The organism is Archangium violaceum, from assembly GCF_016887565.1.
GTDB classification, from domain to species: Bacteria; Myxococcota; Myxococcia; order Myxococcales; family Myxococcaceae; genus Archangium; species Archangium violaceum_B.
The window spans coordinates 1058065-1074670 of record NZ_CP069396.1 but is presented as its reverse complement, the minus strand read 5'-3'; the positions used below and the strand labels follow the sequence as shown (position 1 = coordinate 1074670).

Below are 16606 nucleotides of genomic sequence, written 5' to 3'. Positions count from 1 at the left end.
GGTTCGACTCCCGTCGGGGATACAAAAACCGAGGCCGGAAGCCGCTGAGCGCTCAGGGGCTTCCGGCCTTGGTGTTTTCGGGCCGCTTCTCGTTACGGATTCACCTGGGGGATGCCCAGGGCGTTGCGCCAGTAGTCGGTGACGAAGAGCTGCTTGGGATCCATCTGGGCGCGCAGCTCCAGGAATTGCTTCCACATGGGGTAGCGCTGCGCCAGGTACCCGGCTCCCATGTCCCCCTCCGGCATGTACTTGGCCCAGTGCGGGCGGAAGTCGTACTTCCGCAGCAGTTCCCAGTACTGCTGGTAGAAGGCCTCGAGCTCATCCTCGCTTCGGTAGATGTCGTGGAACCAGAACACATCCACGCGGATCACGTCCTGCTTGTAGGCGGGGCTCAGCCAGAGGTCATTGGCCTTGGCCGCGTAGATCTCGCAGGAATAGGAGCCCGTGGCCTTGAACCCGCCCTTTTCATAGAAGTCACGCAGATCGTTCATCAGCTCCTGCGTCTTCTCGAGGGGGATCCACAGCTCGGTGAACTCGGTGGGCATCAGGAAGTCGGAGACATCATTGTCCATCGGCAGACTGCCGTACCAGTTGTCCCAGAACCGCTGCGTGCCCACCGGCTCCTGGGACGCCGCCTCGCTCCCAGCCTGGAGGCCCTGCAGGGCTTCGCTCGGGGCATGGAGGTGGTAGTAGCGAGGCAGCTTCAGGCCCCGCTCGCTCAGAGCGGACTCCAGCTTGGAAAGCTGCTCGTTCATGCCCGGCATCCTGGCCAGCACATCATTCCAGAGATCGATCGGGGTCGACGTGACGCGGGTCGAGCCCGTCTGGGACGCGGCCTCCAGGTCGAGCAGCCGGAGGACCGGACCTCCAGCCGCGCGCCGTCCCGCGGAGCCCTGCGCGGCCGCCCCCTGCATGGGATTGCTCCCCGTATTCCTCCCGAGCTCGATGACGCGAACCTCGTCCGAGAACAGGCTCCCGAAGGGGCAAGGGGGAGGAGGCACGGGCTCCGAGGTCACCACGTCCCTCTTGAAGACGGGAGCGAAGAGATTGATCACGAAGGGGAGGATTTGCGTCTCGTAGGTCGCCTCGATGAGGGCCTCGAGCAGGTCGCGCAGAGGAGTTTCCGCCGGGATCCACTCCTCGAACAGCGTGCGCCAGCCAGCGGACAACTGGTAGAACAAGGACGCGGCCACCTGTGCCGGAATCTGGCTCCCGAGGATGACCGGGAACTCCGTGTACGGCTTGGGTTTGAAGCTCTCGGGGGTCCCCGTAAGGCCGTCGTAATCCTCGGACTTCATGCGCTGGGCCTTCCAGACCACCATGCGCTCGGCGCCCTTCTGCGGCCACCACAGCAGACGGGTGTACTCCGTCTGGCGCAGGAACTGCTCCAGCGAGGGCTTGTCGGTCGTGCCCGGCCCGAAGAAGTCGATGGGGCAGTCGACGTCATCCAGGGCGTAGCACGTCTCGTCCCCGATGATGTTGAAGCGCTCGCTGGGCTTGAAGGTGAGGGTGGAGAAGATGCCCATGAGCCCCATGGAGACGAGCACGGCCTCGAACTCCGGGTCCTTCCCCTGTCTGTACGCGTGCACCGTCCCCTGCCCATCCACGAGGCTGATGGCGACGATGCTATCCGTATAGGCGTACTGCACCGAACCACCCGAACACCCCATGGTGGTGAATCCCCCCACGGCCTGGTGGGTGATACCTCCCATGTCCGGCGCGGCCAGCCCCTTCTGCTCCAGCTGGTAGAAGAGCGTGTTCTCCCATGGCGCGGGGGCATTGCGACCCAGGAAGCATCCGGCCTGGACCGTGACCGTCCCGTCATCGTTGAAGGTGACCGCCCTGTACTGATCCAGGGAGATGTTGATGGCCCCCTGCGCCGTGGACAGGATGGACTTCACCACGGAGTGGCCTGAACCGATCACCCGGAACTGCAGGTCGTGCGCGGAGGCATACTGGACGAGTTGAACGATCTCCGCCTCGCTCTGCGGATGAAAGATGCACGTCAGCGAATCGTACTGGATGGAAGGGAACTGGGACGAAAGGTCTCTTGCCTCGGTCATATCTGCCTCCGCATTCCGTTCTTCAGCCAAGGGAGCTGAGCGGAGGGAGGGGTTGCACGGGCCAGGCCAGGGTGGAGCCTCGTGCAACCCCGCGAGAGGAGGCGTCTCGGGGCTCTGGACCGGAGGGAAGCGCCCGTGCTGGCGTGCCGGCTGACATGTCAGCCCGGGGCGTTGACACGTCAGCGCGGCGTCGCGGCCGGCCAGTCCCCGGCGTCAGACGAAGTAGGCGCGGCGCAGCACTTCCTCGGGCAGGTGGTGCAGGTCGAAGCCGTTCAGCTTGCTCATCTCATGCTCGTTCAACCCGAGCGCCTTGTACTCCGGCGTGGTGCCGGACACGCCCCGCAGCACTCCCGACGCCATGCTCCGCGCGGCCGACAGACCCAGCGGCCCCACCGCCATGCGGTTGAAGGCCACGTGACCCACCTCGTCCACGAGGATTTCGATCAGCCGCTGCTCCATGGACTCCCGCACCGCCGGCTGCTCCCTGAAGATCTCCCCCACCCGGTGCAGCATCCACTGGAAGATGAAGACACCGGAGATCTCCGAGGCCAGCAGGATGGGATGGAAGAAGAGGCCCGGCGCGTAGGCCAGCGAGCCGATGAGCAGCCGCAACTGAAGGTTCGGCCGCCACGCCCCCTCCACCTTCACGCCGAAGTGCTGCGTGGCGCCGATGAGGATGCGCGTGTGGTACGTCTCCTCGAAGCCCAGCAGCCGCTCCACCTGGTGGAAGAGCTTCGTCCCATCCTGGCGCTTCTGGCGCACGCGGTTGACCACCTCCACGCCGTAGGCCTCGCCCGCGTTCGCCTTCACGAACGTCAGCAGCGCCACCTCCGGCAGGGACAGGTTCCTCACCTCGTCGAAGCTCGCGTAGGCCCGGTTGAAGGCCTCGCCATCCACCTTCCCCTTGAACTCACTCTTCCAACTGGCGGCCTCGCGCAGCCACTCCTCCCTCAGCGAGAAGCCCCGGGTGAAGTCCATGTCGCCGTTGCGGCGCTCGAGGAACTTCCGGTAGGCCTGCAGCAGATCCTCTCGCGCGGACTCGGGGATGGGGGAATAGAAGCTGGGGCGCAAGGACGTGGAAACCAGTGCGTCGGCCATGATGGACCTCGGTGGGGGTTTACCGCATGGTGGACAGCGACTTACCGAATGGTAAGCCCGCATCTTCCATCCGGCCCGAGCATCCAGGCAACCCCCCACATCCTCCCTGGGTTCACGGGTGACGGAGATTCCTAGAGCCACGTGGTCCACCGAACAGGAGCCGGGCCAGAGCGTAGACCCCGCTCGCGTACAGGAGGATGATGAGCACGCAGACCGGGCCGCTGGGCGCGACGACCCATTCGCCGGAGGTCAGACCGAGCGGGCGCAGCAGGGGATTCCACACCAGCAGGAGCAGCAGCGCGGGCGCCGCCAGCACGCTCAGTCCCTGCTCCAGCCAGGGTGGCAGACCCAGGGAAAAGGACCACACCGCCCCGAGGCTGAGAGCGAAATAGGCCACGGTGATGCCCGCGGCCCAGACGGGAAGGGTTCGGCGGTTCATGGGCCGCGACACTAATCGAGCGGTCACCTTGGCGAAGAAGAGTTTCCGGGCCGAGGCTCCTGGTGCTCAGCGCACGAACCCGGCGACGTGGGTGTCGAACTGGGTGATGGCGTTGGAGCTATTGAACTGCCGCACCCAGGCTTCCGCTTCCGGGCTCAGCTTGCCGTACACCCGCATGTGAGCGAGCTTGATGGTGCGGGCGAACTGTTGGAACTCGTCCCACCCCGAGATCATCTGGATGTGCTGCATGACCCTTCGGCGGTCGGAGAAGATCAGGACGACGCCCACCTCGGTGGAGCCCGGCCTGGCATGGAGTTGCAACATCACCAGCTCCTGGATTCCCTCGGCTTCCAGGCGTCGCGCCATCGCCTGAGCGGCCGCCTCGAATTCCTCGAACGGGCGGGTCAGCTCCAGCACTTCGGCGAGGGTGACGTAGTCGCTGGCGGGTGGTCTCATCTCGGTCTCCTCGAGCCACGAGTAGAGGATTCGCCGGGCCAGGGAAATGCGACGCCAGGACACCTCTCCGCGTACTAGTGGATGGCCGCCGAGGGGGTGCCCTGAAACGACAGCCCGCTTGGGACACGCCTGCCCTGGGAAGCATCGCCCACACGGCAATCAACCCCGCCCCGGGTCGCATCGCCGGGGAGCGGGTGCCCCGGTACCTTGCGCCCTCCCCGTGTCGTCGCTGAGAGCAAGGACCCCGTATGCCGAAAGCCACCGCCGCCATCTCGTCCCGAGGTGCGTCCCCCCACTGGAGCTTCGCACTGCTCGCGCTGCTCTCCCTGCTCGCCGGGTGCAAGGACAACCCGCCTCCCGCGAGTGCCGCGACCCCGGAGCCCTCGCCCCTGCCCGTGCGGCAGATCGTCGACACCCCTTTCAAGAAGGCGCCACGCCCCATCATCGGAGCGCTCCGCGAGCCGCTCGACAAGCTGCCGCAGATCGAGAACTTCGAGCTCGTCGGCCACAACCCCCTGCCCAATCCCGGAGATACCCGGCCCCGAGGCCGCAACGGCCCCACCGGCGTTTCCGGCAACTGTCTTTATGTCGGCAGCCGCATCGGGCGCCGGCCGGGAACGGGCCCGGACTTCGGCACCCCCGCGCTGCCTCCGGAAATCCTCATCGTGGACATCCAGGACCCGAGCAAGCCCGAGGTGGTGGGGGCCCTGCCCACCATCCTCAACTCCACCTCCCGCGAGCTCCGGACCATCCCCGACCTGAACACCCTCATCGTCATGAACTTCCGGGACACGGGGCCCGACAGCGGCGCGGTGAACAACTACCAGATCTATGACACCACCGACTGCCGCAACCCGGTCCTCAAGCAGACGATCTCCCTGGGTGTCGATCGGCCGCATGAGTTCTTCCTGTGGCGGGACCCGCGCGACCCGGGGCGCTTCCTGCTCTTCTCCTCCATCCACCTGGGTGATGTGAGGGAGCCCTCGCTCCGGGTGTTCGAGCTCCGCGACCCGCCCAACGGCCCCATCAGCCCCAACCCGGTGGCGACCTTCACGCTCAGCCCGGCGGTGCCTCGCACGGAACCCATCGACCCGGGCGCCTACCGGGAGGACCACTTCGTCTTCAATTCGGAGCGGCCCGCCACGCAGCGCAACAACGTCCATTCCATGTCCGTGACCAAGGACGGGACGCGGACGTACGTGGCCAGCATCCACGCGGGCTACTACATCCTGGACAGCTCGCGCCTGACACAGGGCCTGCCGTGCACGCCCAACACCGTCACCGTCGACGCGACGAGCAACACGGACCCCAACCTCTGTCTGCGCAAGCTCAACCCGGATCCTGGCAACCGGGTGGACGTCACGCCCCCCTATGGGTGGACCGAGCACTCCGTGTACCCCGTTCCGGGTCGGCCCTACCTGCTCATCTCCGGCGAGCGCAACGGCGTGGACACCTGCCCCTGGAGCTGGGGCACCATCCTGGACATCTCGGTCGAGCGCTTCCCGCAGGTGGTCTCGCGCTACCTGGTTCCCGAGAATCTGGAGGCCAACTGCTTCCCCGGCGGCCCGGGAGACCCGGCGCTCCAGCGCGAGTTCTCCCCGCACCAGCAGCTCGTCTTTCCCAACTTGTTCTTCATCTCCTGGTACTCGGCGGGCCTGCGCGCCTGGGACATCTCCAACCCGGTGCTTCCCATGGAGGTGGGCGTCTTCGTGCCCAGACCCGCCACGGACGTCGTGGAGCCGTTCCGCAACAGCCCGGACGTATGGGTATGGCCCCACCCCTTCCTCTACAACGGCCTCGTCTACATCGCCGATGAGAACAGCGGGCTCTACATCCTGCGCTACAAGGGCGCCCGCGCCGAGGAGCTGCCGCAGCAGGGGCTGGTGATCAGCAACACCAACTTCTAAAAAGAATCGGGAAGGAGCCGCCCCCCAGCGGCCCCTTCCCGACGTGCTTCCCCCGTACCACCCCCGAAGACCGCCCTACCCCTACTGCCCCCTGTACCGCTCAACCCCGACCGACCCGCCGCCCCCACCCCTCACGCCCGTCCTACCCCGTCACCTTCACGAGCAGGGGATAGAGCATCTCGTGTGCCAGCGGAGGCCCTCCGGCGGGGCTCGTCATTTCAAGGGTTTATCGAGCCACTGAGGGCAGCATCGGCCTGGAGGACGGTAAAACGTACGCCTTCAGGGCCTACATCTCCGGGAGAGCTCGGCTTCTTCAAACGCGGCCCCTCGTGGAGTAGCCAGGGGCGCTGGCGAGAAGTCCGGCTTGTGGACGACGCCATAGATGCCGCTCGAACCATCCTGCCTGCGAATGGCGTCCTCGCGCACCGTCATCCACCGGTTCCGGTAGACCTCCATCGAAGAAACCGTCTCGATGGTCATGTGTCACCACAGCAGCGCGAGCAGCCCCGCGATTCCCATGAAGAGGAAGTAGAGCGACTCGCCCGCGATGAGCCCTCCGCCCACCAGCGACGTGGTGCTCATGTCCTCGGGCAGCACCTCGCCCTCGCCGGGTGAGCCCGCCGCGTGCGGTGCCGGCTTGCGCCCGAGCGTGTTCCACAGCGAGGAGATGATGCCTCCGACGGCGAACCACACCACCACCGGCAGGTTCACGAAGCCGCCGAGGGACGCGGCATAGGGGCTCGACAACAGCACCGAGTCCATCGTCCACCCCACCGCGAAGCCCGCCCGCGAGCCCTTCACGAAGCGCTGATAGCCCTCATGGCGCTTGAGCAGCTTTCGCGTCACCTCGATGGTGAAGCCAAGCCCCAACCCCAGCAGCAGCGCCTTCACCGTGTAATCCGACAGCGAGCCCAGGCCGCGGATGGCTCCCACGAGCTTGTACGTCATCGCCGAGCCCCACTGGCCCACCTGGGCGTTCGGGCTGTCCAGCTGGTTGATGGCCAGCACCGGATAGGCGCTCATGAAGACGCGCGCCAGCCCCACGCACAGCACCGCGCCCATCACGATTCCCACCACCTGATAGCGGAACTGGATGACGCGGTCGGTCCCCAGGCGCCAGCCCGTGGAGCGATCCTGCTGCATGTCGCTGCCCACCGAGGTGGAGATGAGCAGGATGCTCGCGGCCATCATCCCCACCATCGGGTTCCTCAGCCCCAGGAGCGACATCAGCAGCACCGAGATGACGAAGGCGCTCGAGATGGGATTCTGGTCGCTGATGCCGTAGGCGATGCCGTTGATGAGCACGAAGAGCAGCGACAACGCCAGACCGAAGACGACGAAGCCCAGGGGCTGCTCCAGCAACCGCGTGGCCACCAGCACCACCGCCACACCCCAGAAGACCACCCAGGCCAGCAGCCTCGGCAGGTTCACCTGCTTCCAGGCCGGCACCTCGCCCTCCTGGACCCGGGCCCGGTTGCGCACCCGCTCCACCGCCTGCACCGCCAGCACCGACAGGTCCACCACCGCCGCGCCGCAGATCATCGCCAGGGCGATGAGGAAGCCCACCTTGCGGAACGGATCCTCCTTCCCCAGCCAGCCGATCTCCCGCAGGTGGGGGACGAAAGCCGCGCCGATGAGCCCGCCGATGAGGGCCGGCACGGTGATGCGGCTGCCCACCACCATGCCCGCGCCCACGGTGGAGGCGCTCATGCCGGCGGCGCCCAGGGCGGCCACATGCTCGGAGAGCCACGCCGCCAGCGAGCCCAGGCCGGTGCCCCCTCCCAGCTTGGCGATGGAGACCTTCAGCAGGCGCTTGTCGGTGAGCGCCCGGAGGATGTTGGCCACCGCGTAGCCGGAGGGATAGTCGAGTTGCAGCCGATCCACGAGCAGCGGCGTGTAGAGCATGCCCACGCCCACGCCGAACATGCCCACGCAGCCCACGAAGAGCATCAGGTGCCATGCGGGCGGCTGCGGCATGCCCAGCCACACCATGGCCTGGATGAGCACGGCCATGGCGCACATCGAGGCCACCGAGGCGGCCATCGTCTGCATGTAGTTGGCGCCGTGCTTGCCGTCCGGGCCGTAGCCGTAGGTGACGGCGCTGCCGAGGATGCCAGCCAGCACCTGCCCGCCCACGAAGATGCCCAGGCTGAAGTTCATGTACGAGGCGGCGATGCCCCCCAGCGGCCCGAGGATGAAGATGGCCACCGCGCTCAGCAGCAGGTGGAACTTCCACGAGCCCGGCTCCGGCAGCCAGCCGAAGCGCGGAGCACCGCCCTCCGGGGTGGCACTGGCGGATGACGCGGCGGAGGAAGACGACGGGAGCGGTGGGACGGACTGGGCCATGGAGCGGGCACTCTACTGGCGTTTGGACTTGTCGTAATCGTCCACCCTCTTCCTCCAACACCTTCTTGATGAGCACGGGCTTGGTGACCCCGGCCGCGCCCAGCAGGCGCGCGCGCCAGGTCTCGGCCATGCCACCACGGCCCAGCTTCGATGCCAGCTCGTACCGCCCGAATCGCTCTCGAGGAGGTTGCGCCATCGCGGCGCATGCCAACCCAGGCTCCTTTCGGACGACCGCCTTGCAGGGCTACGGCTGGCAGATGCCCGGACAGGTCGAGCTGCGATCCGGATTGCACGTGTCCGAGGTGTCATCGACGCACCGGAGGTTCTGGGTCACGCAGGCCCCGTAGGCGAATCCGCCACAGCATTGGACGTAGCCCGCCGGTATCTCGCAGGGCGAGGCGAACTGCTGGCAATCGGTCCCCGCGGTCGGACGCGCGTACACGACCTTCGCGTCACAGTTCTGGCCCGCGTCCGGCGGGTCGTTGTCATTCGAATTGCTGGAGGAACCGCACGCGAGCAGCGCACAGCTCGCGAACATCGAACACAGACGCAGGATGGATTTCATGGTTCGTCTCAGATGCGGGTGAAGGACCAGCTCACCGCGTGGCCGTTGGAATAGGGCATGACGCCGTGGAACGCCCGGGGGTCATCATCGAACACCAGCGGCAGGAAGTGGCGATCTCCGTCCCAGAGCGGAAGGGTCATGATGTCCTTCACCGGGACCCAGGACAGGGTGCCCTCCACGTTGCGCTCGAAGGGGGTGCCCTCGAAGCGGTCGATGAGGAAGATGAAGCCGAGCCAGTCCTCGCCCTTGGGGCCGAAGCCCGGCCAGTTGATGGTGCCGCGCAGCCGCAGCTGTGTGCACTCGATGCCCGCCTCCTCGCGAATCTCGCGGCGCATGCAGGAGACCACGTCCTCGCCCGGCTCCATCTTCCCGCCGAGTCCGTTGTACTTGCCGAGGTGCGCGTCGTTCGCTCGCGCGTTGCGGTGGATGAGCAGCACCTTCGTCCCGTCCGGGGACATCACGTAGCCGAGGGTGCCAAGGATGGGAGTGTAGGGCATGGGCAAGGCTCTTATCGCTCAGGGCCCGGCTCGCAAGAAGTTGGAAGGTAGGCTGCTGGCACTCCACCTGCACGGCCTCCGTGGCATGTCTCCTCGAAGCCACGGTCGTCTCTCACGGCTCCAGAGGTGGGGCCTCGTCGCCCTGCTCCTCCCTCCCCTCTTGCTGCTAGGGAGCGTGGAGGCCGCGTACCACTACGGGCTGTCGCGTGTGGGCGAGCTGCCACGGACTCCACGGCCCCGGACGGACTTCGCCCACCAGGTGCTCTGGCTCGTCGAGGAGGAGGGCCAGCCTCTCCAGGTCGAACCCCTCTGGCCCTGGACGCTCGTGAACAACCTGGCACGAGGACAGCACTCCACCGGAGAGGACCTCGCCTGGCTGACGGCACGCCGGTGGTTGGCGTCCCGACCCGGGCGCGAGGGCGAGCGGCACCTGCACCGGAGCTTCCAGGCACTCGCCCTCACCATCTGGATTTCACGCCACTGGACCGCAGAGGAGTTGTTGACCGCCTACGCCGAAGGCGCCTCGTTCGGACGAGACAGCATCGGTCTCGATGCCGCCGCGCGAAGGTACTTCGGCCGGGAGCTCGAGCGGCTCGCGCTCCATGAGGTCGCGCTCCTGGCGGGATTGCCACAATCGCCGAGCCGATATGACCCGCTCCTCCGGCCAGAGGCCGCGCTCCGACGAAGGGACTTCGTGCTCGCGCGACTCCAGTCCGCGGGACTCATTTCCGAGGCCCGGCGCGAGGAAGCTCGAAAACAGCCACTGCTGCCCCCGCGCGGGTCCGTGCATTGACACCGCCACCCCGTTCCACCGATTGCGGCGGCGGGGCCGCCACGGGTGACCTTGCACCCCGCCAGGCTCAATCGGCGTTCATGCGAAGATTCCGGGGGTCCAGCAACGTGATGACCCCGCCTTCGTAGGACAGCAGCCCCTCACGCACGTAGAAGCGCAACCACCGGTTGGTGCTCTCGCGGGTCAGTCCGCACAGGTTGGCGAGCTCGCCCTGGGTGAGGCGGGAGGCGATGGCCACCCCCTCCCCCTCGGACCCGGACTGCCCCTGGGTCTGGGCGAGATCCAACAGGACGCGCGCCAGCCGGGCCCGTGCATCCAGGAAGTTGGCGTCGTGCACCACCCGGGTGACCCGCCGCACCATCCGGCTCAGCTCCGCGAGCAGGGAGGGCACCACCTGGGGTCTCTCCTCCAGGAAGCGCTGGAACTCGTCCCGGCGCAGCGCCAGCAGCGAGGTCTCCTCGCGAGCCACCGCGTCCGTCGAGCGCGGCTCGCTGTCCAGCAGCGCCAGCTCTCCAAAGGAGTCTCCCCGCCGCAGGAGCGCCAGGGAGACCTCCTTGCCGTCCGACGAGCTGAGTCGGATGGTCACCTCGCCCTTGCGGATGATGAAGAGGTCCGTTCCCACGTCACCCTGGTGGAAGACGATCTCCCCCCGGTCGTAGTTCCGCGGTTGCAGACAGGAGGAGAGTCGCTCCAGGTCGTCGGACCCGAGGGACGCGAAGAGGGGGACCCGTGAGAGGAGCTCCGAATAGGACATGGCTCGTGACTTTCATGGTGGGACCTGCCCCCACCGGGATTCATTCTGCCCGGAGCCTTGGCCCCGAACCAGGGAGGAGACCGTCCCCCGTTGTGACAGCAACGGTTTCCCAGACACCCCGAGGCACGGACCCCTGGATACACAACAGGCGAGCACGCGTGTGACCGCTTCATGGGTTGGCACAGCGTGAGCCACCCCCCCAGCGGACACTGTGATGCGCTCCACATCCAACCAGTGGAACGCATCACATCTTCGCCGGGCCCTCCATGCGAGAACCGGAATGCAAGCGGACGGGGAGACCCCAGAGTGCTCCGGAAGGCCCGCGCGAAAGGTACGCCATGCTCGAGACGCTTCGTGAACACAAGGACAAGGCCGCTCAACTCTTCGCCAGCGGGAAGCTCGAGGAGGCGCTCGCCGAGTACCAGGTCGTGGTGGAGTCCTCCTCGGGAGAGCTGGCCAGCCGGCAGAAGGTGGCCGAGCTGCTCCAACGGCTGGGGCGCAAGCAGGAGGCCATCTCGGTGTACGAGGAGGTGGCCATGGCCTGGGCCCGACAGGGCTGGCTGCTGCGCGCCATCGCGCTGTGCAAGGTCATCCTCCAGCTCGAGCCGGGTCACGGCCGGACGCAACAGATGCTCGCGGACCTCTACGCGCGGCGCCTGACGCCGCAACCGCGGCTGTCCGCGGTGGCTCCGGTGACGAACACGGCCACCCGCGGTCCGAAGAAGGTGACGTCCAATCCCCTGCCCCGCATCCCCCTCTTCTCGCAACTGAGCGAGGAGGCCTTCGTGGCGGTGCTGGAGGAGCTGGCGATGAGGACCTTCTCGCCGGGGGAGTCCATCGTCCAGGAGGGAGAGCCGGGCAACTCCCTGTTCGCCATCGTGGAAGGCCGCGCGGACGTGGTGCGCCAGTTGGCGGGAGGCCAGCGGCGGAAGGTGGCCTCGCTGGGCGAGGGTGACTTCTTCGGGGAGATGGCCCTGCTCTCCGCGGGCCCGAGATTGGCCAGCGTGGTGGCCGCCGAGCGCATCGTCGCGCTGGAGCTGACGCGGAAGCAGGTGGATCGGCTCGTGCAACTCCACCCCTCGGTGAAGCAGGTGCTGCGCTCCTTCCACGAGGAGCGCCTGCTGGCCAACGTGCTGCGCAGCAATCCGATCCTCTCCGTCCTCTCGCCCCAGCAGCGCGAGGCCCTGGCCCCTTCCTTCCAGTTCCACAGCGCGGCGGCCGGCCAGAAGCTGCTCGAGCAGGGACAGACGGGGGCGGCCCTGTACATCATCCTCCGGGGCCAGTGCCGGGTGACGCACCAGCATCCGGACGGGCACGAGAGCCAGTACCCCGTGCTGCGCGAGGGGGACGTGTTCGGCGAGCTCTCCGTGATGCTCGGCCTGCCCGCCACCGCCACCGTGTCCGCGGACTCCGCCTGCACGCTGCTGCGGTTGGACCGGGAGGCCGTCGAGCGTCACGTCCTCGTGCGAGCCGGGGTGCGCGAGGCGCTCTCGCAGCTGAGCTCCGAGCGCCTCCAGCGCACCGCCCGGCTGCTGTCCGGGCAGGAGCTGCACGAGGGCGACCAGCGCGTCTGAGCGGGCCCGGGGGCGGGCCTCAGTCCCGGTAGCCGCGGGCCTGCAGGTTGAAGAGGTGCGCGTAACGCCCGTTGCGCGCCATCAGCTCCGCGTGGCTGCCCAGCTCCTCCACCGTGCCGTTGTGCAGCACGGCGATCCGGTCCGCCATCCGCACCGTGGAGAACCGGTGCGAGATGACCAGCGCGATGCGGTCCGCCGCCAGCTCCTGGAAGCGCTCGAAGAGGGCGTGCTCCGACTCCGCGTCGATGCTCGCCGTCGGCTCGTCCAGGATGAGCACCTCCGCGTCCTCGCGCATGAAGGCCCGCGCCACCCCGAGCTTCTGCCACTGCCCGCCGCTCAGCTCGTGCCCCTTCTCGAACCAGCCACCGAGCATCGTGTCGTACTGGCTCGGCAGCGCGGAGATGACGGTGCTCGCCCCGCCCTGCTCCGCCGCGCGGACGATGCGGTTGCGGTCCTCCAGCGCCGGCACGTGCCCCAGCCCGATGTTCTCCGCCACGCTGAACTGGTAGCGCACGAAGTCCTGGAACACCGCCCCGAAGCGCGAGCGCAGGTCCTCCGGATCCATGTCCTTCAGGTTCACGCCCCCGTAGAGGATGTCGCCCTCCGTCGGCTCGTACAGGCGCAGCAGCAGCTTCACCAGCGTGCTCTTCCCCGCCCCGTTCTCGCCCACCAGCGCCAGCTTCTCCCCCGGCTCCAGCCGCAACGACAGGTTCCTCAGCGCCCAGGCGTCCTTCCCCGGGTAGCGGAACGACACGTTGCGCAGCTCGATGGCGTTGCCCCGGCCCCTCGGCGCCGTCAGCGCCGGCAGCACCCGCGACGACTCCTGCCCCGTCGGTATCTCCAGGTACGCGAAGAGGTTGCTCATGAAGAGCGCCCCCTCGTACATGCTGCCCACGCTCGACAGAATCCCCTGGAACGCCGACTGCCCCTGCCGGAACACGCCCAGGTACAGCACCATGTCGCCCACCGTGATGGAGCCCTGTGCCGCCCGGCTCGCCACGAAGGCGTAGCACCCGTAGAAGGCTCCCAGCGATACCAGCCCCAACCCCAACCCCCACCCCATCCGCTTCATCGCCAGCGCCCGGTCCTCCCGGAAGAACTTCTGGAAGAGCTCCCGGTACCTCCCCAGCACCAACGGGCCCAGCCCGAACAGCTTCACCTCCTTCACGTGGTTGTCCCGCGTGAGGATCCACTCCAGGTAGTTCAGCTTGCGCCCCTCGGGCGCGCGCCACGAGTACAGCCGGAATCCCTCCGCCGCCAGCCGCGCCTCCGCGATGAACGCCGGGATGCTCGCCGCCACCAGCACCACCACGCTCCACGGTGACAGCGACACCAGCAGCACCGCGTACGTCGACAGCGTCACCGCGTTGCGCACGATGGAGAGCGCATCCATCACCAGCCCCAGGGGCCGGCTGCTCGCCTCGCGCCGCGCGTTCTGCATCTTGTCGTAGGTGTCCGAGTCCTCGAAGTGCCGCAGCTCCAGCTCCAGCGCCTTCTGGAGGATGCGCTCGTTGAGCAGGTTGCCCAGGTTGGCCCGCAGCAGCTCGCGCACCATCGACAGCGCCCGGTCCAACGTCGCCGAGCCCACCATCAGCCCGAACTCCAACAGCACCAGGCGCAGCACCCGCTCCCGTGCCGCCTCGCCTCCGCCCCCCGCGGCCGCCACCACCCCGTCCACGATGAGCTTGCCCACCCAGGCGATCGCCGCCGGCAGCACCGCCGCCACCAGCGTCAGCGCCGCCAATACCACCGCGCCCCGGGGACTCGACTCCCAGAAGAGACGGAAGGTGCCCGGCAACTGCCGGAAGAGGCTGCCCGCGTTCTTCAGTCGGGCCTTGAGGGATTCGGGGGGACGCGGCTGGCGCGAGTACGGAGGAGACACGCCCTCTGTCTAACCCGGCGCTCCGACGTGCGCCGCATCTCCCGCGCTGGAGGGACCCCACCGGAGGAGTTCCCCGCTGCGCATTCCCCTCGGAGGTCGAGCCCGCCCGGATGCTCCCCGGGCAACCTCCGGGGCCCTCAACTCATGTACACGACGACCCCGAGCCCCCGCTCCGCGCCCTTGCGCAGGAACGACTTGAGCATCTCGAAGTACTCGAGCACGTACCCCAGCGTGTCGTCATCGGCGGGGTCCCGGTCCCAGATGCTCGGGTAGATGTCCAGCTCCATCATCTTCGCCGGGTCGAAGCGCTGGCGCAGCGCGTCCGAGCTGACGGCATCGAGGGCCCGGGAGATCTCCGCGAGCTGTTCGGGAGTGAAGGCGCGGGCCGGTCCATAGCCGACGTCCACGTCTCCAATCGTCTCGCCACCCACGGCGATGAAGTTCAGCGGGGGCTTGCCACCCCAATCCGTGCCCGTGAGCAGGAAGTGGAGTCCGTGCCACGCCTTGTCGAGGTCGAACCTGTTCTCCGGACCGTCAGCGTCCTCGCCGTCGGTGTCATGGAGGAAGTCGGTCACCTGCTCCGGCGAGGCGAGCAGGGAGGAGAGCCGCTCGCGCCGGGCCAAGCGGAAGATGATGATCATGCTCATGGGGATTCTCCGTGGCGCGCGACCCTATCCCGCCCGCCCGCGCTCGTCATAGCGGGTTGGAGTGCGCACGGGGGGGCCACCAGCATCCTGGCGGCCGCGCCCTCACTTCATGCTCCGATGAGGACGGCGCTCCAGTCCGTGGAGTGAACCGGGCGCCGTCAGCGTCGCATCAACGCTCGGCTTCGGCGTCCGGCACCAGGGCGGTGCTCGTCGTGCCCTTGGCCAGCTCGGCCATGTAGGCCGCGGCCAGCTTCACGAACTTCACCGAGTTCTGCGCGCTTCCGGCCGACTGCGTGAGCGTGTCGCTCGAGGTGTGGATGTACGGGTTGTCCTGGCCCAGCAGCGCCTCGAAGGGGATGGAGGCCGCGTAGCCCTGGTTGTACCAGGAAGCGTGGTCCGAGCAGGCGTACCCGCAGCGCGTCGAGGTCGAGGTCACCCCGGGCAGGTACTTGCTGATGAGGCTGGTGAGGAAGGAGTTCTGCGCCGCGTTGGTGTAGTCGGACACCAGGACGATGTCGTAGCTGGAGCCACGGTAGTTGGTCATGTCCAGCTGGAGCACGCCCACCACGTTGGTGCCGCTGCTCTTGTGCTGGGCCGCGATGGCGGCCGAGCCCTTCAGGCCCACCTCCTCGGCGGCGTAGGCCATGAACTTCACCGTGCGGGCCGGCTTGTAGCCCTTGAGCATGGCGACGCGGATGACCTCGGTGAGCGAGGCGATGCCCGAGGCGTCATCGTCCGCGCCCGGCGCGCTGGCGGTGGAGCTGCTGCCGTTGATGGAGTCCAGGTGCCCGCCGAGCACCACCACCTCGTTGGGCAGCGTGGTGCCCTTGATGGTGAGGATGACGGACGGCTGCAGCCAGGAGGAGTGGTTGAAGAACGCCACCGAGACGTCGCTGCGCGAGCCGGCCAGCGTCGTCCACTGGGTCTTGAGCCAGGTGGCCGCGTCCGCGCCCGACTGCACGTTGTAGCGGCGCGACGTCCACTTCGTCGACAGAGAGCTGATGGTGCTGCGAATGCTCGTCTCCTGGACGCTGCCCAGCAGCGAGTTCACCGTCGTCGCGTTGTCGATGGTGTAGCTGATGAGCGACTGCACCGGCTTGGGCGAGGTGGAGCTCTCCACCGCCGCCAGCGCCTGCTCCTCGGTGTCGTGAGAGATGAAGCCCGCGCACCGGTTGAGCTTGTCGTGCATCACCGACGCTAGCTTCTCTAGCTGGGACTCACGCACGCGCAGCACCGCAACTCCACCCTTCTCGTGCGCCACGGCCGGCGCCACCAGGCCCTGGCCCTGGAACGAGGCCAGCGCGGGATCCAGCGCGTCCGTTCCGATGGTGACCCACACCTCCTTGTCCTTCTCTCCCGCGAACGCGGGGGTGGTGCACACCAGCAACAACGCAACCGCACCGAACTTCGTCGTCTTCATACGCTGCTCCTCGGCGGTGGATGCTTCCCCTGTTTTGATTCCGTGAATCGGGCCTGTCCCGATTCGCCGGAGGCGCCGTTCTAGCTGTTTTCGCGGGAGTCAGCCACACCGCACGTGAAGACAGACATCACCTGGAGTGATGACCTCAAAACAGTTTGACAGTCC

At 67.5% G+C, this 16606-nt stretch carries 15 protein-coding genes; 3 read left to right on the top strand and 12 right to left on the bottom strand.

Features of this window, described 5'->3' with window-relative positions:
• Positions 1-92 precede the first annotated feature (92 nt).
• The 4 genes from JRI60_RS04570 to JRI60_RS04555 form a co-directional block, all read right to left on the bottom strand.
• On the bottom strand, positions 93-2063 hold the full coding sequence (locus tag JRI60_RS04570) for a D-arabinono-1,4-lactone oxidase (RefSeq protein WP_204224645.1): 1971 nt from the start codon (positions 2061-2063) through the stop codon (positions 93-95).
• Between the two features lie 213 nt (positions 2064-2276).
• Complete coding sequence (locus JRI60_RS04565; protein ID WP_204224644.1) at positions 2277-3161, bottom strand: hypothetical protein; 885 nt, start codon at positions 3159-3161, stop codon at positions 2277-2279.
• 112 nt (positions 3162-3273) lie between these two features.
• Positions 3274-3600, bottom strand: coding sequence for a hypothetical protein (locus JRI60_RS04560; protein WP_204224643.1), 327 nt, complete (start codon positions 3598-3600; stop codon positions 3274-3276).
• Between the two features lie 66 nt (positions 3601-3666).
• Positions 3667-4056 (bottom strand): hypothetical protein, encoded by a 390-nt coding sequence (locus JRI60_RS04555; RefSeq protein WP_204224642.1) that lies wholly within the window; start codon positions 4054-4056, stop codon positions 3667-3669.
• Between the two features lie 248 nt (positions 4057-4304).
• Between JRI60_RS04555 and JRI60_RS04550 the strand changes: the two genes are divergently transcribed.
• Entirely contained in the window at positions 4305-5963 is a 1659-nt protein-coding gene (locus tag JRI60_RS04550) for an LVIVD repeat-containing protein (protein ID WP_204224641.1), read from the top strand.
• A gap of 279 nt (positions 5964-6242) precedes the next feature.
• Here the strand turns inward: JRI60_RS04550 and JRI60_RS53020 are convergent, their stop codons facing one another.
• The 4 genes from JRI60_RS53020 to JRI60_RS04530 form a co-directional block, all read right to left on the bottom strand.
• On the bottom strand, positions 6243-6443 hold the full coding sequence (locus tag JRI60_RS53020; RefSeq protein ID WP_239470347.1) for a hypothetical protein: 201 nt from the start codon (positions 6441-6443) through the stop codon (positions 6243-6245).
• Between the two features lie 3 nt (positions 6444-6446).
• Positions 6447-8309 carry an OPT/YSL family transporter gene (locus tag JRI60_RS04540; protein ID WP_204224640.1) on the bottom strand — a complete coding sequence of 621 codons (1863 nt, stop codon included), beginning with the start codon at positions 8307-8309 and terminating at the stop codon, positions 6447-6449.
• A 244-nt stretch (positions 8310-8553) separates the two neighbouring features.
• Positions 8554-8874, bottom strand: coding sequence for a hypothetical protein (locus JRI60_RS04535; RefSeq protein ID WP_239470346.1), 321 nt, complete (start codon positions 8872-8874; stop codon positions 8554-8556).
• 8 nt (positions 8875-8882) lie between these two features.
• Positions 8883-9371, bottom strand: a complete 489-nt coding sequence (locus tag JRI60_RS04530; protein WP_204224639.1) for an NUDIX hydrolase — start codon at positions 9369-9371, stop codon at positions 8883-8885.
• 160 nt (positions 9372-9531) lie between these two features.
• Here JRI60_RS04530 and JRI60_RS04525 point away from each other — a divergent pair, with 160 nt between their 5' ends.
• Positions 9532-10164, top strand: a complete 633-nt coding sequence (locus tag JRI60_RS04525) for a transglycosylase domain-containing protein (protein WP_204224638.1) — start codon at positions 9532-9534, stop codon at positions 10162-10164.
• Between the two features lie 67 nt (positions 10165-10231).
• Here the strand turns inward: JRI60_RS04525 and JRI60_RS04520 are convergent, their stop codons facing one another.
• Positions 10232-10918 (bottom strand): Crp/Fnr family transcriptional regulator, encoded by a 687-nt coding sequence (locus JRI60_RS04520; RefSeq protein WP_204224637.1) that lies wholly within the window; start codon positions 10916-10918, stop codon positions 10232-10234.
• Positions 10919-11256: 338 nt separating this feature from the next.
• Here JRI60_RS04520 and JRI60_RS04515 point away from each other — a divergent pair, with 338 nt between their 5' ends.
• Positions 11257-12492 carry a cyclic nucleotide-binding domain-containing protein gene (locus JRI60_RS04515; protein ID WP_204224636.1) on the top strand — a complete coding sequence of 412 codons (1236 nt, stop codon included), beginning with the start codon at positions 11257-11259 and terminating at the stop codon, positions 12490-12492.
• 19 nt (positions 12493-12511) lie between these two features.
• On the opposite strand, the gene JRI60_RS04510 is transcribed toward JRI60_RS04515, so the two are convergent.
• The 3 genes from JRI60_RS04510 to JRI60_RS04500 all read right to left on the bottom strand — a co-directional run bounded on the left by JRI60_RS04510 (position 12512) and on the right by JRI60_RS04500 (position 16441).
• Positions 12512-14374 (bottom strand): ABC transporter ATP-binding protein, encoded by a 1863-nt coding sequence (locus JRI60_RS04510; RefSeq protein WP_204224635.1) that lies wholly within the window; start codon positions 14372-14374, stop codon positions 12512-12514.
• Between the two features lie 137 nt (positions 14375-14511).
• Positions 14512-15021 (bottom strand): YfbM family protein, encoded by a 510-nt coding sequence (locus tag JRI60_RS04505; protein ID WP_204224634.1) that lies wholly within the window; start codon positions 15019-15021, stop codon positions 14512-14514.
• A gap of 169 nt (positions 15022-15190) precedes the next feature.
• Positions 15191-16441 carry a M20/M25/M40 family metallo-hydrolase gene (locus JRI60_RS04500; protein WP_204224633.1) on the bottom strand — a complete coding sequence of 417 codons (1251 nt, stop codon included), beginning with the start codon at positions 16439-16441 and terminating at the stop codon, positions 15191-15193.
• Positions 16442-16606 lie beyond the last annotated feature (165 nt).